A 19,595-nucleotide genomic window follows, 5' to 3' on the forward strand; every position below is an offset into this window, starting at 1 on the left:
AGGATCCCGAGTGACGACCACGCGGAGCTCAGGTCGCTCGGCCCAACCGGGTGTTCGTGGGGCGAGCCGCCGCGGTTCCTGACCGCGCGGACCCGCCGGGTTGGGCATCGTGCCGGAGATGAACCATTCCGTTCCCGGCGGCGACGCCGACGCGCCCAGCGCCCCCAGACTCGCGCACAGCCGCGTGCCCATGACGGGGCGTGACCCGCGCGAGCGCGGTCGGGTCTCCACTCCCCTGGAGCTGCTCTTCGACCTGACCTTCGTGGTCGCCGTCGGCACCGCGGCGTCGCAGTTCGCCGAGATGCTGGCGGCGGGACACGCCTGGCAGGCCGTGGGGGCCTTCGTGCTGGCCATGTTCGCGATCAGCATCGCGTGGATCAGCTTCAGCTGGTTCGCGTCGGCGTTCGGCACCGACGACTGGCTGTACCGGGGGCTGACCATGCTCCAGATGATCGGGGTGGTGGTCTTCTCCCTCGGGATCCCCGCCATGTTCCACTCCGTGGAGGAGGGCGGGCATCTGGAAGTGCGGGCCATGGTGATCGGCTACGTCGTGATGCGCGTCGCGATGGTCTTCCAGTGGTGGCGGGCCGCTCGCGAGTCCGCGCCGTTCCACGCCGTCGGCATGGCGAACATCCGCTGGACCGTGATCGCCCAGGCGGGATGGATCGCCGTGGCGTTCGCCGAGGCGCCCACGGGGGTGGTGCTCGGGGCATTCGTCGTGCTCGGGGCGCTGGAGCTGCTGCTGCCGGTGCTCACCCAGGGGGCGTCGGGCGAGACCCCGTGGCATCCGCACCACGTCGCCGAGCGGTACGGGCTCTTCGCCATCATCACCCTCGGCGAGGGGGTGGTGGGCACGGTCGCGTCGTCCGGGGACCTGCTCGGCGGCGCCGACGGGACGCAGTGGACCGCGAACGCCGTGGCCGTCGTCGTCGCCGGGGTCGGGCTCACCTTCGGCATGTGGTGGGTGTACTTCGCCACCCCGTTCGGCGACATCCTGGTGCACCGGCGCAGCCGCGGCTATCTCTTCGGTTACGGCCACATCCCGCTGTTCGTCGGCGTGGCGGGAGCCGGCGCCGGTCTGCACGTGGCCGGGCTGCACCTGGAGCACCACGCGGAGCTGGGCGACGCGGCGGTCGTCCTGTCGCTCGCGGTCCCGGTGGGTCTGTACCTGCTGATGGTGTATCTGCTGCACACGCTGCTGATGTCCGCGGCGGACCGCTTCCACCTGCTGCTGATCTCCCTGACGATCGGTGTGCTGCTGACGGCGGTGCTGCTGTCCGCGGCGGGGGTGGCGACGTCCGTGTGCCTGCTGGTCGTGATGCTCGCCCCGTTCGTGACGGTGGTCGGCTACGAGACGGTCGGGCATCGCCACCAGCGGCGGATGCTGGAGCGGATCGCGGCGGCGCGTCCGCCGGGCGAGGGTCTCGGCGGGGGCTGACACCGGCCTGCGGGCGGGTCACAGGCGGACGGTCGGCGCGACCGTCACCTCGTCCCCGGGCGACAGCCGGGACGGGGTGCGCACGGCGTTCTTGAGCGGCAGCAGGGAGCCCCCGTCCTTCGGGAAGAGCGAGGTCGTGAAGGCCGACGGGCCGATGCGGGCCTCGACGGGGATCACGCCCCATCCGTACGTGACCGGCGCCGCGACCTCGCGGATGTCCGCGGACTGCTCCTCGGGGACGGGGACGAAGAAGTACGGGGACGGCCCTCGCCATTCGATGACACGGCTGGTGAAGGCGATATCCACGGGCGTTCCGTTCGGCGCGGAGGGCAGAGCCCGCTCAGCGTACGCGCCGTCGCTCTCGCCGGAACGGGAGGATGGGGCTGCCGATCCGGTGCCGCCGTTCCGAGGTGCCAGTTGCCTTAATGGTGCAGGGTGGTGCCTAATAGGTGTAGGCAAACGCCTTGAAGGACGAGACAGGTGGACAGAGAGGAGCGAGGCGTGGCGGCACGCGTAGGGCTCACCGCGGACGGGCTGGTGCGGACGGCCGCGGATCTCGCCGACGAACTCGGCTTCGACCGGGTCACCGTCTCCGTACTGGCCCGGCACGTGGGAGTGAAGCCCGCGAGTCTCTATTCGCACGTGAAGAGTTCCGAGGACCTCAGGACCCGGATCGCCCTCCTCGCGCTGGAGGAGATGGCCGATCTGGGCGCCGCCGCGCTCGCGGGGCGGGCGGGCCGGGACGCGCTGGAGGCGTTCGCGGAGGTGTACCGCGACTACGCCCGGGCGCATCCCGGGCGCTACGCCGCCGCCCGGCTGCCGCTGAGCCCGGAGACCGCGGCCGCGAGTGCGGGACCGCGGCACGCGCGCATGCTGCGGGCGATCCTGCACGGCTACGACCTGACCGAGCCGGAGGGGACGCACGCCGTACGGCTGCTCGGCAGCGTCTTCCACGGCTACGCGGACCTGGAACTCGCCGGGGCCTTCGACCACAGCGCCCCGGACAGCAGGGAGAGCTGGGCCAGGATCATCGACGTCCTGGATCTCGCCCTGCGCACCTGGCCGGCCGGCGGCGAGCCGCACCGGCAGTCCTGACCCGAACGACGACGAGCGAGCCCATGAACTCCGAACCCGCCCCGATACCCGCCCTCACCCCCACGCCCGTCGACCCCGCCCTCGTGCACGGGGCGCTGGAGCTGGAGCGCACGGCGGCCGGCCTGCTGCCGCATCGTCTGCCCGCCCGGGCCCGCGCGCAGAACACCGACCCGCAACTGGCGATGGCCGAGGCGCAACCGTCCGGAGTGCGGCTGAGGTTCCGCACCCGGGCGACCGTCGTGGAGCTGGACACCCTCCCCACCAAGCGGGTCTATCCGGGGGCTCCCCCGCGCCCCGACGGCGTGTACGAGCTGTACGCCGACGGGCGGCTCGCGGCGAGCGCGGTGGCGCGGGGCGGCAACGTGATGACGGTCGACCTGGCCACCGGCAGCGCGCGGACCGAACCCGGACCGGTCGCGACGCTGCGCTTCGCGGGGCTGTCCGGCGCCGAGAAGGACGTGGAGATCTGGCTGCCGCACAACGAGACGACCGAGCTGGTGGCCCTGCGGACGGATGCTCCCGTGGTGCCCGTCGGCACGGGAGACCGCCGGGTGTGGCTGCACCACGGCAGCTCGATCAGCCACGGCTCCGACGCGGCCGGACCCAGCACCACCTGGCCCGCCCTCGCCTCCCGCCTCGGCGACGTGGACCTGGTGAACCTCGGCTTCGGCGGCAGCGCGCTGCTCGATCCCTTCACCGCCCGCGCACTGCGGGACACCCCCGCCGACCTCATCAGCCTCAAACTCGGCATCAACCTCGTCAACACCGACCTGCTGAGGCTGCGCGCCTTCGGCCCGGCGGTGCACGGCTTCCTCGACACGATCCGCGAGGGGCATCCGACGACACCGCTGCTCGTCGTGTCGCCCATCCAGTGCCCGATCCACGAGGACACACCCGGCCCGACGCTCCCGGACCTGTCCGCCCTGAGCGAGGGCCGCCTCTCCTTCCGCGCGGCCGGTGACCCCGCCGACACCACCACCGGCAAGCTCACGCTGAGCACCGTGCGAGCGGAACTGGCCCGCATCGTCGCCCGGCGCTCGGCCGACGACCCCCACCTCTTCCACCTCGACGGCAGACTCCTCTACGGCCCGGCCGACGCCACCGCACTCCCCCTCCCCGACAACCTCCACCCCGACGCCACCGCCCACCGCCACATCGGCGAGCGCTTCGCCCGGTACGCCTTCGCCCCGGGCGGACCGTTCGCACCCTAGGAACCGGCACGACCGCCCGGGACGCCGGGGACGCCGGGGACGGCAGTCTGTCGTCGGGCGCGCGTCTCGGGGGCGCCTCGCGCGGGCAGGGAATCCCGCAGCGCACCACTGCGCACCACACCACTCGACTCGGGGGAGCACGTCTTGGACGCGAGCATCACGTCGGCACTGATCGGGGCCGTCGCCGTGGGCGGCACGGCGCTCGGCACGGTCCTCGGTGGATGGGTGCAGGCGCGTGGCGGCCAGGCTCAGGCCATGGCCGCTCAGCAGGCGGCCCGGATAGCCGCCGAGGCCTCGCACCTGCAGGCCTGGCACGATCGGCGTTGGACGGTGCTGGCGGCCTACCTGCGCTCGGCGAGCGAATGCCTGGAGGCAGCGGACCGGCTCTACTCGGCCGACTCGCTGCCGGAGGCCCGGCGCCAGTGGTACGCCTTCACCCTCGCGCACGCCGAGGCCGAACTGGCGGCGCCCACCGCGCTGCTCGCTCCGATCGACGACCTCCGCAAGGCCGTGGGGCGGATGTACTGGGCGGCCCAGCTGTCGGCCCCCGGCCACCGGGCCCTCAAGGAGCTGCGCAGGCGGGCGGCGGAAGGGGACGCGGAGGCGGTGCGCGCCGAGGAGGCCGTCGACCGGCTGTGGGCGACGCACGACGGCGCACCGCGTCCGGTGCGGGAGTCGTCGCCGGAGTACGCCCGCGCGAGCCAGGCGCTGGAGGCACTGTCCGGCTTCGGCGGCGAGCCGGCCTCCCTCCTGCTCGGCAGCACGCAGGAGCAGCGGGACGCGGCCCGCAGGGAGAGGGAAGAGCACAAGGAGAACCATCACCAGGCCCGTCGGAAGCTGGTGGCCGCCGCCCGGAACGCGTTCGGGACCGACCGCCTCTGACACGCGCGCCCGGCCGTCCCGCCGGCCGCCGCGCCCGCCGTGAGCGGGCGGGTCGGCACGGGACGCACCTGCGGCACCGGGACCGCGGCCCGTCCCCCGGCGCCGGGGGGCTGCCCCGTGCGGTCGTGGCAGCCGGAGCGGACCCGCTCGATCGAACATACGATGGGCGGGAGCCGGCGCGGGAAGGCGTAGGGCCGCCGGACTGAGCACGCAGGGCGGACGAGGCATGGCACAGGGTGCACAGGGCACGGACGCGGCGCGGGTCGTCATCCTGACGGTGGACGACGACCCGGGGGTCTCCCGCGCGATCGCCCGCGACCTGCGGCGTCGGTACGGCGGCGGCCATCGGATCGTTCGCGCCGAGTCGGGTGAGTCGGCCCTGGAGGCGCTGCGCGAGCTGAAGCTGCGCGGCGATCTGGTGGCGGTGATCCTCGCCGACTACCGGATGCCCCGGATGAACGGCATCGAGTTCCTGGAGCAGGCGCTCGGTGTGTATCCGGGGGCGCGGCGCGTGCTGCTGACCGCGTATGCCGACACCAACGCCGCCATCGACGCGATCAACGTGGTCGACCTGGACCACTATCTGCTCAAGCCCTGGGACCCGCCGGAGGAGAAGCTCTATCCGGTCGTGGACGACCTGCTCACGGCCTGGCGGTCCAGCGACTACCGGCCGGTGCCGGCCACCAAGGTGGTCGGGCACCGGTGGTCGGCGCCGTCCTCGCGGGTCCGCGAGTTCCTGGCCCGTAATCAGGTGCCGTACCGCTGGTACTCGTCCGACGAGCCGGAGGGGCGCCGGCTGCTCGCGGCGGCCGGGGCCGACGGCCGCCGGCTGCCCCTGGTCGTCACCCCGGACGGCACCGCGCTGATCGAGCCGGAGCCGCCCGAGCTGGCCGCCCGGGTGGGGCTGGCGACCACGCCGGCCGCCGAGTTCTACGACCTGGTCGTCATCGGCGGCGGGCCGGCCGGCCTCGGCTCGGCGGTGTACGGGGCCTCCGAGGGGCTGCGGACGGTGCTGGTCGAGCGGTCGGCGACCGGCGGGCAGGCCGGCCAGAGCTCCCGTATCGAGAACTACCTCGGCTTCCCGGACGGCGTGTCCGGTGCGCAGCTCACCGAACGCGCCCGCCGCCAGGCGAGCCGCTTCGGCGCCGAGATCCTCACCGCTCGCGAGGTCACGGGCCTGGAGGTGAACGGCGCGGCGCGCGTCGTGCGCTTCTCCGACGGATCGGCGGTCGCCGCGCACAGCGTCATCCTGGCGACGGGGGTGTCGTACCGGCAGCTCGGCGCGCCGGGCTGCGACGACCTGACCGGGCGGGGGGTGTACTACGGCTCCTCCCTCACGGAGGCGTCGTCCTGCGAGGGTCAGGACGTGTACATCGTCGGCGGCGCGAACTCCGCGGGCCAGGCGGCCCTGTTCCTGGGGCGCGGCGCGAAGTCGGTGACGCTGCTGGTGCGCGGCGACTCGCTGGCGGCGTCGATGTCGTACTACCTCGTGCAGCAGATCGAGGAGTCCCCGCACATCACGGTGCGGCCCCGGACCGTGGTGGCGGAGGCCCAGGGTGCGGGGCACCTGGAACGCCTGGTCCTGCGGGACGTCGGGACCGGTACGACCGAAACCGTCGACGCCCAGTGGCTCTTCGTCTTCATCGGCGCGGCCCCGCTGACCGACTGGCTGGAGGGCACGGTGCTGCGGAACGAGAACGGCTTCATCCTGGCCGGTCCGGACCTCACGCCGGACGGCGGGCCGCCGCCCGGGTGGGAACTGGACCGCCCGCCCTACCATCTGGAGACCAGCGTGCCCGGCGTGTTCGTGGCGGGCGACGCCCGCGCCGAGTCGGCGAAGCGCGTCGCGTCCGCCGTGGGCGAGGGAGCCATGGCCGTGATGCTGGTGCACCGTTACCTGGAGCAGTCATGAGCACACCGGCGCTGCCCTGCGACCCGCACGAGATCGGCTCGCTGTTCCTGTTCGAGAAGCTCTCCCCCGAGCAGCTCGGGCGGCTGTGCACCGAGGGGCGGATGGAGCGCTTCGCACCGGGTCCCGTGTACACCGAGGGGGACCCGGCCACGTGCTTCTACGTGATGGTCGAGGGCACGGTCGTCCTGTACCGCCGGGTCGGCGGCGACGACGTGGAGGTCAGCCGCACCTCGCAGCGCGGCGTGTACGCGGGGGCGATGCAGGCGTATCTGGGCGAGCGGGTCCCGCAGACGTACGTCAACAGCATGCGGGTCACCGAGCCGACCCGGTTCTTCGTGCTGCCGGCGCAGTCCTTCGCGGACATCATGCGGGAGTGGTTCCCGATGGCCGCGCACCTGCTCGAAGGGCTCTTCTTCGGCTCCAGGAACACCCAGCGGGCCATCGGGCAGCGCGAACGGCTGCTGGCACTCGGGTCGCTGTCCGCCGGGCTCACCCACGAACTCAACAACCCGGCCGCGGCCGCCGTACGCGCCACCGCGGCCCTGCGGGAGCGGGTCGGCAAGATGCGGCACAAGCTGGCGATCATCGCCCAGGGCCCGTACAGCCGGGAGGCGCTCGCCGGTCTCATCGAGATCCAGGAGCGCACCGCCGAACGCGTCGCCAAGGCACCGGTGCTCACCCCGCTGGAGGCCTCCGACCGGGAGGACGAACTCGCCGACTGGCTGGGCGACCACGGCATCCAGGAGGGCTGGCGGGTCGCGCCCACCTTCGTCCAGGCCGGCCTCGACACGGACTGGCTGGAACAGGTCGCGGCGACCGTGGCCGGGGACATCCTGCCGGGGGCGATCGGCTGGCTCAACTACACGGTCGAGACCGAGCTGCTGATGGACGAGATCGACGACTCGACCACGCGCATCTCGCATCTGGTGGACGCGGCCAAGCAGTACGCGCAGCTGGACCGCGCCCCGCACCGGGAGGTCGACGTCCACGAACTGCTCGACAGCACCCTGCTGATGCTGTCCGGCAAGATCGGTCCCCGGGTGCGGGTGGTGAAGGACTACGACCGCTCCCTCCCCCGGGTCCCCGCCTACCCGGCGGAGCTCAACCAGGTGTGGACCAACCTCATCGACAACGCGGTGGCCGCCGTCGTGGGCACCGGCGGGGACGGCACGCTGACCGTGCGCACCGCCAGGGAGGGCGACCGGCTGCTCGTGGAGTTCCGCGACACCGGGCCGGGGATCCCCGAGGACATCCGCGAGCGCATCTTCGACCCCTTCTTCACCACCAAACCGGTCGGTGAGGGCACGGGCCTGGGCCTCGACATCTCGCGGCGGATCGTCGTCAACAGGCACCACGGCAGTCTCCACGTCGAGTCCGTGCCGGGTGACACCCGCTTCACGGTACTGCTGCCGCTGACCGGCCCCGTGGCCGACGGGGAGCCGGACCCGGAGGCGGCGCCGTTCACGGAGCCGGCCGGGGCGGCGGATCCCGGATCCACGAGCACAGAGGAGCCCGCATGAGCCCGATCGAAGGAATCGACCCCGGCGTCCCGCCGAGCGGCAGCGTCTGCGCGGAGTGCGAGGCGGCGGGTGGCTGGTGGTTCCACCTGCGCCGCTGTGCCCAGTGCGGTCACGTCGGCTGCTGCGACTCCTCGCCGGGGCGGCACGCCACCGCGCACTGGAAGTCCTCCGGGCATCCGCTGGTGCAGAGCTTCGAGCCGGGCGAGGACTGGTTCTGGAACTTCGCCACCGAGGTCCTCTACGAGTCGGGCCCCGCACTCGCCGCGCCGACCGGTCACCCGGCCGACCAGCCGGCCCCGGGGCCGGCCGGCCGGGTCCCCCGGAACTGGCCGGACCTCCTGCACCGCTGAGACCGACGTCCCGCCGGCGGGACCGGCCCGGACACGGGGACGGGCACCGTGCCGGGGCGTGGTGACAGCGGTGGCACCCGTCGCGCGCCCCGGCCGCCGCCCCGGTGTGCCCGCCGTGTCCCGCTGAGGCACGGCGCGGGGTCAGCGGTTCAGTTGCCGGTAGTGGGCCAGGCGTGAGCCGGCCGCCTGCTCGGTCATGCCGAGGAGTTCGGCGATCCGCGCCATCGGGAGCACCTCCGCGGCGCGGCTGACGAACAGGGCGGCGACGGGCCCGGTGGACGCCACGACGCCCTGCAGCGCGTCGGCGGCCTTGAGGGCGGTCAGCGGGGCGTGGTCGAGGAGCGTGTCGAGGCGGGCGCGGAGCTCGTCCAGGAGAGCGGCGACGTCGTCGGGGAGCGGGACCGCGCGGGCGGCGACGAGGTCCATGTGGGCTTCCCAGTCCCGCTTCGGACCCGGCGTGCCGCGGGTGGGACGGGCGCCGGCCCGGGAATCGTCCCCGTCGACCGCGTAGGTGTGCTCGCCGCGCCAGCCGCAGGTGCACCTCCCGCGGGTCGACGCCGACGACTCGTCGGCGCCCGCCGGCCGTACGTCGGCCGTCCCTTCGTGCGACTCGTATCCCTCACGTACCCAGGGCAGCATCACGGCTTCCTCCGTCTCGACGGTGGCGGACCGCTCCCCGCGGCCGCCGGACACCACGATGCAGACGGGTGACGGCACCCCGCAGGCGATTCAGTCATATGCCAGAGGCAATCGGTTGCGTGCGACGGGCCGCGCGCCCCTCCCTGAGCGCAACGCGCTCCCCCGCCGCTGCCGCACACCTCCACCGGCTACCCGCTCACGGACCCCGCCGCCGGACACGTGGTCGGCGGTCCGCCCCGCCTGCGTCATACTGAGGCGGCTCAACACAGGGGAGACGGGCAGCACATGGAGCACTGGGCGGGCGTAGCGGCCCTACCCGAGCGGATCGGCGCGTACGCCGTGGAACGGGTCTTGGGCGCCGGGGGGATGGGCACCGTCTATCTCGCGCGGTCCCGGGGCGGGCGGGCGGTGGCCGTGAAGGTGGCACGCCCGGAGCTCGCGTCCGACGCGCACTTCCGGGAGCGGTTCCGGGCCGAGGTCGCCGCGGCGCGCAGCGTGGGGGGCTTCCACACCGCGCCGGTGGTGGACGCCGACCCGGAGGCGGCCCTTCCCTGGCTGGCCACCGCCTACGTCGCCGGGCCGACGCTCGCCGCGCTGCTCGCGGCCGAGGGGCCGATGGACGAGGCCCGGCTGCGGCAGTTGGGCGCCGCACTCGCCGAGGCGCTGGAGGCGATCCACGGCTGCGGTCTGGTGCACCGCGACCTGAAGCCCGGGAACATCGTCATGGCCGCGGACGGACCGCGGGTGCTCGACTTCGGCATCGCGCGGGCGCTGGAGTCGAGCCGTCTCACCGCGACCGGGACGGCCTTCGGCACCCCGGGGTTCCTGGCGCCCGAGCAGGCGCTCGGGCAGGAGGTCGGCGGCTCCGCGGACGTGTTCGCGCTGGGCGCGGTACTCGTCGCGGCGGCGGGCGGCAGCGCGTTCGGCACGGGTACGCCGATAGGTCTGATGTACCGGTCGGTGCACGAGCCGCCGAACGTGACCGCCGTGCCGGCCGGGCTGCGGCCGATCGTGGAGTCCTGCCTGGCCAAGGAGCCGGGGAGCCGGCCGACGCCGGCGGGCCTGCTCGACCTCTTCGCGCCGCAGACCGCCTCGTACACGCCGACGGTGGTGGTGCCCCCGTCGGTGCTGGTGCCCCCGGCGGTGGTGGTGTCTCCGCCGCCGCCCGCCTACGCGCCGTCGAACGCCCCGGCGCCGCAGCCGTCCGTCCCTCCGGGGGTCGCCCCGCCGTACGCGGTCCCGACGCACCGGGCCCCGACGCCCTTCGGGCCGCCGGCCGTCCCCGCCGTGGCGTCGGACGCCGACCCGTCCTTCATGGCGGTCGACGCGAAGGCGTCCCTGCTGATCGACTCCGCGGGCGTCTCGCTCGGCGACGACGCCGGTGAGGTGCATCTGTCCTGGGCGGAGATCCGGCACGTCGAGTACACCGCCTGGGGCACGAAGCACCTCCTGGTCACCGTGCACCTGCACGACGGCACCACCCGCCGGTCCCTGGTCGCCGCCCGCAGACGGAGCCGGCTGCAGCAGTGGCTGGAGGACCTGCCGCTGATCCTGGAGTGCTTCGCCTGAGCGGCCGCGGGGACCGCCCCACGGGGCGGGAGCCGTCAACCGGCCGCGCGCACGGCTTCCTTCCGGAGCCGGGCGGGCGGTCAGTCCACCGGCCACGTGTGGCACGGGGCGTTGAGGTGCATGTACTCGACGTACTGGCGGGTCATCCGGCGCAGGGCCTCGGAGCGGTCGAGGTGGGCGATGTCGTGGAGGTGGTGGAACATCTCCGACTGCCAGACGGCGCCGTTGCGGGCGGAGACGCAGCGCTGCTCGACGATCCCCAGAAGGGGCTCGCGCCAGTCGGAGTCGAGACCCAGGCGTTCGAGGCCCCGGTGGGCGAGCGGGAGCAGCCGGCGCAGGACGAGTTCGGTGACCGGGACCTGCCCCATGCCCGGCCAGTAGAGCTCGGCGTCGATGCCGCGGCGGGCCGCCGTGTGGAGGTTGTCCTCGGCTGCGGAGAAGGACATGCGCGTCCAGACGGGCCGGTCCTCGTCGACGAGGGCGCGGACGAGGCCGTAGTAGAAGGCGCCGTTGGACAGGACGTCGGCGACCGTGGGGCCGGCGGGCAGCACCCTGTTCTCCACACGGAGGTGGGGTACGCCGTCGACGACGGCGTACACGGGACGGTTCCAGCGGTAGACGGTGCCGTTGTGGAGGGTGAGTTCGGAGAGTTGTGGGATCCGGCCCCCGTCGAGGGTCGCCGTGGGGTCCTCGTCCTCGCAGAGGGGCAGCAGGGCCGAGAAGTAGCGGGCGTTCTCCTCGAAGAGGTCGAAGACGCTGGTGATCCAGCGCTCGCCGAACCAGACGCGGGGCCGTACCCCCTGCACCTTGATCTCGTCGGGGCGGGTGTCGGTGGCCTGCTCGAACAGGGGGATCCGGGTCTCGCTCCACAGTTCCTTGCCGAAGAGGAACGGCGAGTTGGCGGCCAGCGCCACCTGGACGCCGGCGATGGCCTGGGCCGCGTTCCAGTGGTCGGCGAACGCGTCCGGGGCGACCTGGAGATGGAACTGCGTACTGGTGCAGGCGGCCTCGGGGGTGATGGTGTCGGCGTACGTGCGCAGGCGTTCGACGCCGTCGATCTCGATGAGCAGGTCCTCACCGCGCGCGGCGAAGATCTGTTCGTTGAGGAGGTGGTAGCGGGGGTCCTCCGAGAGCGCGGAGTGGTCGACGTCGGTGCGTTCGAGGGTCGGCAGGGTGCCGATCATCACGAGGTGCGCGCCGACGGACGCGGCCTTCGCCTCCGCGTGGTCGAGGGCGTCCCGGATCTCCCGCTCCCAGGCGTCCGGGCCGCCCGCGGTGAGCCGCCGGGGCATGATGTTGATCTCCAGGTTGAACCGGCCGAGCTCGCTCGCCCAGGCGGGGTCCGCGATGGCGGCGAGGACCTCCGTGCTGCGCATGGCCGGCCGGCTCGCCTCGTCGACCAGGTTCAGCTCGATCTCCAGCCCGACCTGTGGTCGGTCGATCTCGAAGCGTGACTCGCGCAGCATCCGGGCCAGCGCGTCGAGGCAGGCGTGCAGCCGGTCCCGGAAGCGGCGGCGGTCGTCTCGGGTGAACTCCCGCGCCGGGACGTCTCGGCCCATCGGATCCTCCCGCGTCTCGTCGGCACGGATCCTGCATACCCTCAGCCTGCCACCGAGCGGGCTCCCACGACCACCGCGACCGGGCGGACCCCGGTCCCGGGCGGTTCAGCGGGCGTCCTCCCGCACCGGGCGGCGCAGCAGGTATCCGGCTGCCGGGACGATCAGGAGCAGCATCGTGGCGATGAAGACGAGGCCGGCCCCCTCCAGGCCGAGGGGGTCGGAGAGGAGGCCGACGCCGATGACCGGCAGGGAGATGCCGGTGTAGGCGACGACGAAGAGCGTGGAGATGACCGCCGCCCGGTGGGCGGCCGGGGCGGCCTGGGCGACGGCGGACAGGGCGGCGCGGAAGGCGAGTCCCTGCCCGACCCCGCCGACGAGCGCGGCGAGGACGACGAGGACCAGCAGGTCGGCGTAGAGCGCGCCGGCGAGCAGGAGCAGGCCGACGAAGAGGACGGCGCAGCCCAGGGGCAGCGAGCGGGCCACTCCGACCCGGGACACGGCGAGTTGGCCGGCGGTGGAGGCGAAGAAGGCGAGCGCGACGACGAGGCCGGAGACGGCGTGGTTGTCGACGTGGAGGTAGCGGCCGAGGAAGGCTGGGCTGACCGACGTGAACACCCCGAAGAGGGCGAAGCCCACGAAGGCCGCGATCGCCGCCGGCACGAACACGGCTCTGACCTGCGGCGGCAGGGCGGGGCGCTGCGGCCGTACGGTGGCGAGGGGGCGCGGGTCACGCACCGTCTCCGGGAGCCGCAGGAGGACGAGCGCCGAGAGGGCCACCAGGGCGAGGTGGACGACGAAGGGCAGGACCAGCGGCTCCGGCGCGTACTCGGCGAGCAGTCCCGCGAGGAGGGGGCCGCAGCCCAGGCCGCCCATGTTGGCGGCGGTGGCCACGAACGTGGCCCGTGAGGCGCCGCCGGGCGGGGCCAGTTCCATGACGTACGCGGTCGCGGCGCCGGTGAACAGTCCGGCGGAGAGACCGGAGAGCAGCCGGCCCGCGTAGAGCCAGCCGAGGGCGGAGGCGCTCAGGAAGCAGACGGCGCTCGCCGCGGCGAAGCCGAGACCCCAGAAGAGGGCGGGGCGTCTGCCGACGGTGTCCGAGGCGTTGCCGACGAGGAGCAGGACGCCGATGACGCCGAAGGCGTAGACCGCGTAGACGACGGTGACCGTGAGTTCGGAGAAGCCGAACTTCTCCTGGTAGAGCGGGTAGAGCGGGGTCGGGAGCGTCGTACCGGCCATGCAGACGACGAAGACGGCTCCGGCGAGCAGGCAGGGGATCCAGCCCCGCCCGCCCCGGCCCGCGGGGACGTCCGGCGCCTGCGCCCGTGGCGCCGGGGAGCCCGCTCGTGCCGCCGCGGCCCCACCGTCACCCGCGCCGTCGCGCCCGCCGTCATCGATCATGCCGTCGACCGTAACCCCGCGCCCGGCCCCGCACCCGTCGCGGCTCACCGTCAGGCTGCCGGATCGGGGCGCCGGACCGCCCGCCTGACGTCCGATCAGCCGCCTCTCGGCAAGGGCGCGCGCAGCTCCGGTCCGCGGGTGGTGGGGAACGCGGGGCGGACGGGGCAGGCAGGGGGCTCCGGGGCACGGCGTACCCGGAGGGACCCGGGAGGGACGGCCTCACAGGCCGAGCTGGACGACTCCGCGTGTGGAGAACGGGACCGGGTCCCCGCCCGTGAAGTCGCCCGGGGGGATGCCGGGGTGGTGACCCGTGGTGGGCGGCGGGGTGGGGGTGCCGGGGCCCAGGGCCAGCCGGGAGACGATGCGGTAGCGGTCGCCGCGGTACAGCGAGTGGACGTACTCCACCGGGCGGTGGGCGGTGTCGGTCGTGAGGCGCTCGAAGAGCAGCGCCGGGGAGAGTTCGGGCACGTCGAGCAGGTCGGCCTCGGCGCGGGTGACGACGGTCGGCTCGATGGACTGCACGCCTTCGCTCACGTGCACGCCGTGCCGGTCGCGCAGGTGCTCGTAGAGGTCGCCCTGCTCCAGTTCCTCACTCGTCAGGTCGGGGACGAGGTCCGCGGGGACGTGGAGGTGCTCGATGGCCATGGGGGAACCGTCGACGAGCCGGAGCCGGGCCACGTAACGGATCTCGGCGGCCGGGGAGACGTGCAGCTTGCGGCCCACGCGGGCGCCGGCGGGCAGGGTGCGGAACTCCAGGAGTCTGCTGGTCCACACCCCGCCGGCCTGCGGGAGGCTGAAGGCGTTGCGGTCGGAGACCAGCTCCTGGGTGATCTTCTCCTGGGCGACGAACATGCCCCGGCCGTGTTCGCGCACCAGCAGGCCCGCGACGACGAGCTCGTCGACCGCGGCGCGCAGGGTCGGGCGTGACACGCCCAGCTCCGCGCAGAGGACGCGCTCGGACGGGATCGCGTCGCCGGGGCGCCGGGCCTCCACCAGTTCGAGGATCGCGTCGCGGACGCGCTCACGCTTCAGCATCGCACCGGAGGCGGCGGCGTCGATCTCCATTCGGGTCCTCGTTCGTGTCGGTCCAGCTTCCGGGACAGGCGCTGGTCATCCTAACTGGTCAGCTGGTCAGGGAACCAGAGTCGGCGACAGGGAGCCCGATCGGGTCATTCGAGGCGCAGTAAGGCCCAAATGCCGCCTGCTCCACGGGTCTTGACGCCCCCATTGGTCTATGCCACCTTCATCCCCGCGACAACTGGTAAGCAACCAGTTGCCAACTGGTCAACTTCCCGAGGTGAACCGTGAAGCACCGCTCCCCCGCCCTGCTCGGTGCCCTGCTCCTGAGCGCCGGACTCGTCGCCTGCTCCTCCCCCGGCACCTCGACCGACGCGGCACCGGGCGGCAGGACAGCCGGACCCTGCCGGTCCGGCTCTCCTCCTTCCAGTCGACCTTCGGCACCGACTGGGGCGCGACCATGGCCGCCTCCACGCTCTTCGCCCTCCCCGCCCTCGTCGTCTTCCTCGTCCTCCAGCGGCACGTGACCTCGGGGCTCGCGTCCGGAGGGGTCAAGGGCTGACGCCCGGCCCCGCCCCGCCCCGCACCGTCGCGTCCCGCCGCCCCCGACCCCACCGGAGACAGAGCCCGTGGAACCTGCCCGTCCCGATCTCACCCTCGTACCCCGCCCCCGCAGACTCTCCGCACGGCCCGGGCTCTTCCGTCTCGACGCCCACACCCGGCTCCGGGTCACTCCCGGCGCCGAACCCGCCGCCGAGCTGCTGCGCCACTACCTGGAACCGGCCGTGGGACGGCGCCCGGAGACGGGCCCGGACGGGACGTTCGTGCTCGCCGTCGACCCCTCGCTCACCGGACTCGGCGAGGAGGGGTACGGGCTGACCGTCGGCCCCGAGGGAGTGCTGCTGCGCGCGGCCCGGCCCGCCGGACTGCTGCACGGCGTGCAGACGGTGCGTCAGCTCCTGCCGTACGAGACCCTGTCCGCGGGCCGCCCGGCGCCGGGCGGCCCGGCCGGTGTCGACCTCCCCGGCGTGGAGGTCTCCGATGTGCCGCGGCACCCGTGGCGGGGCGCCATGCTCGATGTGGCCCGCCACTTCCAGCCGGTGTCGTACCTGCGCCGCTATGTCGACCTGCTCGCACTGCACAAGCTCAACGTGCTGCAGCTGCACCTGACCGACGACCAGGGCTGGCGGATGCCGGTGGCCGCCTACCCGCGGCTCACCGAGGTCGGCGGCCGGCGGGCCGAGTCGATGATCGGGCCGGCGGGGAGCACCCGCTTCGACGGCCGGCCCCACTCCGGAGCGTACACACGCGGCGAACTGGCGGACCTCGTGAGCCACGCCGCCGCGCGGGGCGTGACGGTGGTGCCGGAGATCGGCGTGCCCGGTCATGTGCGCGCCGCGCTCGCCGCGTACCCCGAGCTGGGCAACCGTCCCGAGCGGCGCCTCGACGTCTGGACCCGGTGGGGTGTCTGCCCCAACGTGCTGGGCGTCGGCGAGCACGTCCTGGACTTCTTCCGGACCGTCCTGGACGAGGTGACGGACGTCTTCCCCTCCCCCTACGTTCACATCGGCGGCGACGAGTGCCCGACGACGGAGTGGGAGCACAGCCCGGACGCGGTCGCCCGCGCGGCCCGCGAGCACCTCGCCGGTCCCCGGGAGCTGCACGGCTGGTTCCTCGGACGCGTCGCCGACCACCTCGTACGGGCCGGGCGGCGGCCGGTGGCCTGGGCGGAGCCCGGTACGACGCTGCCCCTGGAGTGCGTGGTGATGAGCTGGCGCGAGCCCGGGCACGCCTGGGCGGCGGCGCGGCGCGGTCACGAGGTCGTGTACGCCGACCATCGCACGACCTATCTGGACTACGCCCGGGGCGAGGGACCGCTGGAGCCGCCCGCGCAGCCGGGGCACGTGGTCGGGCTGCGGACCGTGCACGGCCTCGATCTCACGGCTCCGCCCTCGGAGTCCGGGCCGGCGGCTCGTGTGCTCGGCGCGCAGGGGCAGTTGTGGACCGAGTTCGTCACGACGCCTGAGCACATCGAGTACCTGAGCTTCCCGCGGCTGTGCGCCCTGGCCGAACGCCTGTGGAACCCGGACGCGGGCTGGCCGGAGTTCCGCGACCGCCTCGGCGGTCACACGGCGCGGCTGGACGCGCTGGGGGTTCCGCACGCGACGCCACCGGCCCTGCCGCGGCAGCGGACGCCCCCGGCCCACACGCCGGCGTGAGCCCGCCTCCCCCGGCGGCCGCCTTCCTGCCTCCCCTGACCGACCTCCTCTGCGATCCACCGTGCACCACCCCCTCCGCTCTCCCGCAGCAGGCGGGAGCACCGAAAGGAATCCACGGATGAGTACGCGTCCCACCACCGGCACCGCCGGCCGTCGCTCGCGCGCGGCCCTCGCCCTGACCGCGCTCCTGGGCAGCGCCGCACTGGCCGCCCTTCCCGTGACCACCGCCTCCGCGGCCGGCGAAGGCGTGGCGGTGCAGTACCGCACCAGCGCCGGCGGCAGCAGCGCCGACCAGAGCGAGCCCTGGTTCAAGGTCCGCAACACCGGCTCCTCTTCCGTGCAGCTGAGCCAGGTCAGGATCCGGTACTACTTCAAGGCCGACTCTCCCGCCGCCGCCTACCGGTTCGCCTGCTCCTGGGCGGTCAGGGGGTGCTCGGTCATCACCGGCACCTTCGGCACGCTCGCGAAGCCGACCGCCACGGCCGACCGCTATCTGGAGATCGGCTTCACCCCGGCCGCGGGCTCCCTGGCGCCGGGCGCCGACACCGGAGACATGCAGCTGCGGTTCTACCGGTCGACGTGGCAGCCGCTGAACCAGAGCGACGACTACTCCTTCGGCGGCGGACAGACCTCGTACGCCGACTGGACCAAGGTGACGGCCGAGGTGGCCGGCACGCGCGTCTGGGGCGTCGCCCCCGAGGGCGACGGCCCGACCGAGCCCACCGACCCGCCCACGGACCCCACCACCCCGCCGGGCGGTGGTCAGGCGCTGTTCGACGACTTCACGTACGCCTCGTCGTCGGATCCCGCGCTCGCGGCGCACGGCTGGAACGTGCGCTCGAACTCGGGCGGCCCCGGTGTGCCGGGCGCCACCTGGGACCCGTCGAAGGTCACCTTCTCCGCCCAGGGCGGCGGCACCGTCATGAACCTGGAGACGTCCACCGCGGGGACCGGCGAGTCGACCCGGCACACCGAGGTCCTCACGAAGGCGACGAAGTTCCGGAACGGCACCTACGCGGCCCGGGTCAGGTTCTCCGACGCGCCGAGGTCCGGGCCCGACGGCGACCACATCGTGCAGACCTTCTTCACCATCAACGACCTCAAGGCCCCGATGGCCGACGACTACGCCGAGTACGACTTCGAGTACCTGCCCAACGGGGGCTGGGGCGAGCCGGGCAACATCCTCTACACGACCTCGTGGGAGACCTACAACCCCGACCCGTGGCAGGCCGTCAACCAGCACACCGAGAGCCGGCAGAGCTTCGCCGGCTGGCACGACCTGGTCGTGACCATCGACGGCAACGCGATCACGTACTACATCGACGGACAGCTCTTCGGGACGCACGGTGCGGCGTACCTGCCCGAGCGGCCCATGTCGATCAACTTCAACCAGTGGCTGATCGACCTCGACGGCCAGACGTCCACGACCCCGCGCGCCTACGACCAGCAGGTCGACTACGTCCTCCACGTCAAGGACCAGGTGCTCACCCCGGCGCAGGTGGCGGCGAAGGTCGCCGCGTACCGGAGCGCAGGCACGGCCTACGTGGACGAGGTCCCGGCCTCCTGAGCCGGACCGCGACCCGGGCCTCGTGTCCCGCGCCCTTCGCGGGTGCGGGACACGAGGCCCCCTTGCGCCGGGGAGCGGCGCCCTGGCGGGCGTCCTCGCGAGGGCCTAGCGGCCCTGGAGGCTCCGCACGTTGTCGCCGAAGGTCCAGCCCTTCGAGCCGTCCCAGTTGGCGGACCAGGTCATCAGGCCCTTGAGCGCTCCGCGGTAGTTCCGCCAGACCTGGGCGACCGCCGACGGTGCCATGTAACCGCCGCCCGCACCCGGCTGGGCGGGGAGGCCGGGCACCTGCTTGTCGTAGGGCACCCGGACGGTCGTGCCCTGGACGACGAGGCCGCGGTCGAGGCAGTCGGTCTGGGCGACGAAACCGGCGACGGTGCCGGCGGAGTACGAGTCGCCCGAGCAGCCGTACATGCTTCCGTTGTAGTACTGCATGTTGAGCCACCACAGGCGTCCGTTGTCCGCGTACTTCTTCACGATCGGCAGGTACGCGCCCCAGATCGACCCGTAGGCGACGCTGCCGCCGGTCACGTAGGCCGTCTCGGGTGCCATCGTCAGGCCGAATCCGGCGGGCATGCGGGCGAGCACCTGGTCGATGATGTGCACGAGATTGGCCTGCGAGGTGGAGAGCGTGGTGATGCTGCCGCTGCCCACGAGTCCGGTCTCGATGTCGATGTCGATCCCGTCGAAGTTGTACTTCTTGAGGAGGGGCACGACGGTCTCGACGAACCGGTCGGCGACGGCCCGGGAGCTCAGGTCGATCCCCGCGGCGGCCCCGCCGATGGACATCAGGATGGTGGCGCCGGCCGCCTTGGCGCGGCACATCTCGGCGGGGGTGGCCACCCGCACGGTGCTGTCCATGCCGTCCTCCCACAGCACGGTGCCGTCCGAACGGATCACCGGGAAAGCCGCGTTGATGACGTTGTAACCGTGCGCGGCGAAGCGCGCGTCGTCGATGGGCGCCCATCCGAAGGGCGGGTGAACGCCGTTCGCGGCGCCGTCCCAGTTCTCCCAGTAGCCCTGGAGGACCTTCCCGGCGGGCTTCTGCTTGAGGGCGCAGGTCTGCGGATCGGCGGCGGGAGTGGCGGCGGCGTCCGGGACGCCGGTGAGGACGGTCGCGGCGGCGAGCAGGGCGGCGACGGCGGTTCCGAGGCCCCTGATGAGGCGATGACCGGGCATGCGTGCTCCTTGGGACGTGGGGGTGACCCTGGGCATGGCGTGC

At 73.4% G+C, this 19,595-nt stretch carries 16 protein-coding genes and 1 pseudogene; 11 read left to right on the forward strand and 6 right to left on the reverse strand.

What is annotated here, in order from left to right; genetic code table 11:
* Positions 1-118 precede the first annotated feature (118 nt).
* Positions 119-1,438, forward strand: coding sequence for a low temperature requirement protein A (locus ACGF1Z_RS01260; RefSeq protein WP_392998583.1), 1,320 nt, complete (start codon positions 119-121; stop codon positions 1,436-1,438).
* Between the two features lie 18 nt (positions 1,439-1,456).
* Here ACGF1Z_RS01260 and ACGF1Z_RS01265 read toward each other — a convergent pair whose 3' ends face one another.
* Positions 1,457-1,744: a DUF1905 domain-containing protein gene (locus ACGF1Z_RS01265; RefSeq protein WP_392998585.1), complete on the reverse strand. Its 288-nt coding sequence runs from the start codon at positions 1,742-1,744 to the stop codon at positions 1,457-1,459.
* Between the two features lie 195 nt (positions 1,745-1,939).
* Between ACGF1Z_RS01265 and ACGF1Z_RS01270 the strand changes: the two genes are divergently transcribed.
* From ACGF1Z_RS01270 to ACGF1Z_RS01295, 6 genes are all read left to right on the forward strand, one after another.
* Positions 1,940-2,533 (forward strand): TetR/AcrR family transcriptional regulator, encoded by a 594-nt coding sequence (locus tag ACGF1Z_RS01270; RefSeq protein ID WP_392998587.1) that lies wholly within the window; start codon positions 1,940-1,942, stop codon positions 2,531-2,533.
* A gap of 23 nt (positions 2,534-2,556) precedes the next feature.
* Positions 2,557-3,744 carry an SGNH/GDSL hydrolase family protein gene (locus ACGF1Z_RS01275; protein ID WP_392998589.1) on the forward strand — a complete coding sequence of 396 codons (1,188 nt, stop codon included), beginning with the start codon at positions 2,557-2,559 and terminating at the stop codon, positions 3,742-3,744.
* 144 nt (positions 3,745-3,888) lie between these two features.
* Positions 3,889-4,626, forward strand: a complete 738-nt coding sequence (locus ACGF1Z_RS01280) for a hypothetical protein (RefSeq protein ID WP_392998591.1) — start codon at positions 3,889-3,891, stop codon at positions 4,624-4,626.
* Between the two features lie 226 nt (positions 4,627-4,852).
* On the forward strand, positions 4,853-6,538 hold the full coding sequence (locus ACGF1Z_RS01285; RefSeq protein WP_392998593.1) for an FAD-dependent oxidoreductase: 1,686 nt from the start codon (positions 4,853-4,855) through the stop codon (positions 6,536-6,538).
* Entirely contained in the window at positions 6,535-8,058 is a 1,524-nt protein-coding gene (locus ACGF1Z_RS01290; RefSeq protein ID WP_392998595.1) for an ATP-binding protein, read from the forward strand. The genes ACGF1Z_RS01285 and ACGF1Z_RS01290 overlap by 4 nt, the downstream gene beginning before the upstream one ends.
* Positions 8,055-8,408 carry a UBP-type zinc finger domain-containing protein gene (locus ACGF1Z_RS01295; RefSeq protein ID WP_392998597.1) on the forward strand — a complete coding sequence of 118 codons (354 nt, stop codon included), beginning with the start codon at positions 8,055-8,057 and terminating at the stop codon, positions 8,406-8,408. Before ACGF1Z_RS01290 ends, ACGF1Z_RS01295 begins: the two co-directional genes overlap by 4 nt.
* Before the next feature lie 141 nt (positions 8,409-8,549).
* Here the strand turns inward: ACGF1Z_RS01295 and ACGF1Z_RS01300 are convergent, their stop codons facing one another.
* Positions 8,550-9,125 carry a hypothetical protein gene (locus ACGF1Z_RS01300; RefSeq protein WP_392998599.1) on the reverse strand — a complete coding sequence of 192 codons (576 nt, stop codon included), beginning with the start codon at positions 9,123-9,125 and terminating at the stop codon, positions 8,550-8,552.
* Between the two features lie 207 nt (positions 9,126-9,332).
* Here ACGF1Z_RS01300 and ACGF1Z_RS01305 point away from each other — a divergent pair, with 207 nt between their 5' ends.
* Positions 9,333-10,616 (forward strand): serine/threonine-protein kinase, encoded by a 1,284-nt coding sequence (locus ACGF1Z_RS01305; RefSeq protein WP_392998601.1) that lies wholly within the window; start codon positions 9,333-9,335, stop codon positions 10,614-10,616.
* Positions 10,617-10,696: 80 nt separating this feature from the next.
* On the opposite strand, the gene ACGF1Z_RS01310 is transcribed toward ACGF1Z_RS01305, so the two are convergent.
* From ACGF1Z_RS01310 to ACGF1Z_RS01320, 3 genes are all read right to left on the reverse strand, one after another.
* Positions 10,697-12,175, reverse strand: a complete 1,479-nt coding sequence (locus tag ACGF1Z_RS01310) for a glutamate--cysteine ligase (protein WP_392998603.1) — start codon at positions 12,173-12,175, stop codon at positions 10,697-10,699.
* Between the two features lie 105 nt (positions 12,176-12,280).
* The gene (locus tag ACGF1Z_RS01315) at positions 12,281-13,573 is read right to left on the reverse strand and encodes an MFS transporter (RefSeq protein ID WP_392998605.1); all 1,293 of its coding nucleotides are present in this window, start codon (positions 13,571-13,573) and stop codon (positions 12,281-12,283) included.
* Positions 13,574-13,792: 219 nt separating this feature from the next.
* Complete coding sequence (locus ACGF1Z_RS01320; protein ID WP_392998607.1) at positions 13,793-14,638, reverse strand: GntR family transcriptional regulator; 846 nt, start codon at positions 14,636-14,638, stop codon at positions 13,793-13,795.
* A 337-nt stretch (positions 14,639-14,975) separates the two neighbouring features.
* On the opposite strand from ACGF1Z_RS01320, the pseudogene ACGF1Z_RS01325 reads away from it, so the two are divergent.
* From ACGF1Z_RS01325 to ACGF1Z_RS01335, 3 genes and pseudogenes are all read left to right on the forward strand, one after another.
* Positions 14,976-15,152, forward strand: a pseudogene (locus ACGF1Z_RS01325) (carbohydrate ABC transporter permease); the annotation flags it as partial.
* A gap of 67 nt (positions 15,153-15,219) precedes the next feature.
* Positions 15,220-16,809 carry a beta-N-acetylhexosaminidase gene (locus tag ACGF1Z_RS01330; RefSeq protein WP_392998609.1) on the forward strand — a complete coding sequence of 530 codons (1,590 nt, stop codon included), beginning with the start codon at positions 15,220-15,222 and terminating at the stop codon, positions 16,807-16,809.
* Between the two features lie 118 nt (positions 16,810-16,927).
* Positions 16,928-18,376, forward strand: a complete 1,449-nt coding sequence (locus ACGF1Z_RS01335; RefSeq protein ID WP_392998611.1) for a cellulose binding domain-containing protein — start codon at positions 16,928-16,930, stop codon at positions 18,374-18,376.
* 105 nt (positions 18,377-18,481) lie between these two features.
* Here the strand turns inward: ACGF1Z_RS01335 and ACGF1Z_RS01340 are convergent, their stop codons facing one another.
* A complete protein-coding gene (locus ACGF1Z_RS01340; RefSeq protein ID WP_392998613.1) occupies positions 18,482-19,552 on the reverse strand; it encodes a chitinase in 1,071 nt (356 codons plus the stop codon).
* Positions 19,553-19,595 lie beyond the last annotated feature (43 nt).

Origin of the sequence: Streptomyces sp. NPDC048018, assembly GCF_043202995.1 — a bacterium.
GTDB lineage: Bacteria > Actinomycetota > Actinomycetes > Streptomycetales > Streptomycetaceae > Streptomyces.

Bases quoted from the DNA above. Each gene is read 5' to 3' on its own strand.
- ACGF1Z_RS01260 (WP_392998583.1), top strand. From the start codon at position 119: ATGAACCATTCCGTTCCCGGCGGCGACGCCGACGCGCCCAGCGCCCCC.
- ACGF1Z_RS01275 (WP_392998589.1), top strand. From the start codon at position 2,557: ATGAACTCCGAACCCGCCCCGATACCCGCCCTCACCCCCACGCCCGTC.
- ACGF1Z_RS01285 (WP_392998593.1), top strand. From the start codon at position 4,853: ATGGCACAGGGTGCACAGGGCACGGACGCGGCGCGGGTCGTCATCCTG.
- ACGF1Z_RS01290 (WP_392998595.1), top strand. From the start codon at position 6,535: ATGAGCACACCGGCGCTGCCCTGCGACCCGCACGAGATCGGCTCGCTG.
- ACGF1Z_RS01295 (WP_392998597.1), top strand. From the start codon at position 8,055: ATGAGCCCGATCGAAGGAATCGACCCCGGCGTCCCGCCGAGCGGCAGC.
- ACGF1Z_RS01305 (WP_392998601.1), top strand. From the start codon at position 9,333: ATGGAGCACTGGGCGGGCGTAGCGGCCCTACCCGAGCGGATCGGCGCG.
- ACGF1Z_RS01310 (WP_392998603.1), bottom strand. From the start codon at position 12,175: ATGGGCCGAGACGTCCCGGCGCGGGAGTTCACCCGAGACGACCGCCGC.
- ACGF1Z_RS01315 (WP_392998605.1), bottom strand. From the start codon at position 13,573: ATGATCGATGACGGCGGGCGCGACGGCGCGGGTGACGGTGGGGCCGCG.
- ACGF1Z_RS01320 (WP_392998607.1), bottom strand. From the start codon at position 14,638: ATGGAGATCGACGCCGCCGCCTCCGGTGCGATGCTGAAGCGTGAGCGC.
- ACGF1Z_RS01335 (WP_392998611.1), top strand. From the start codon at position 16,928: ATGAGTACGCGTCCCACCACCGGCACCGCCGGCCGTCGCTCGCGCGCG.
- ACGF1Z_RS01340 (WP_392998613.1), bottom strand. From the start codon at position 19,552: ATGCCCGGTCATCGCCTCATCAGGGGCCTCGGAACCGCCGTCGCCGCC.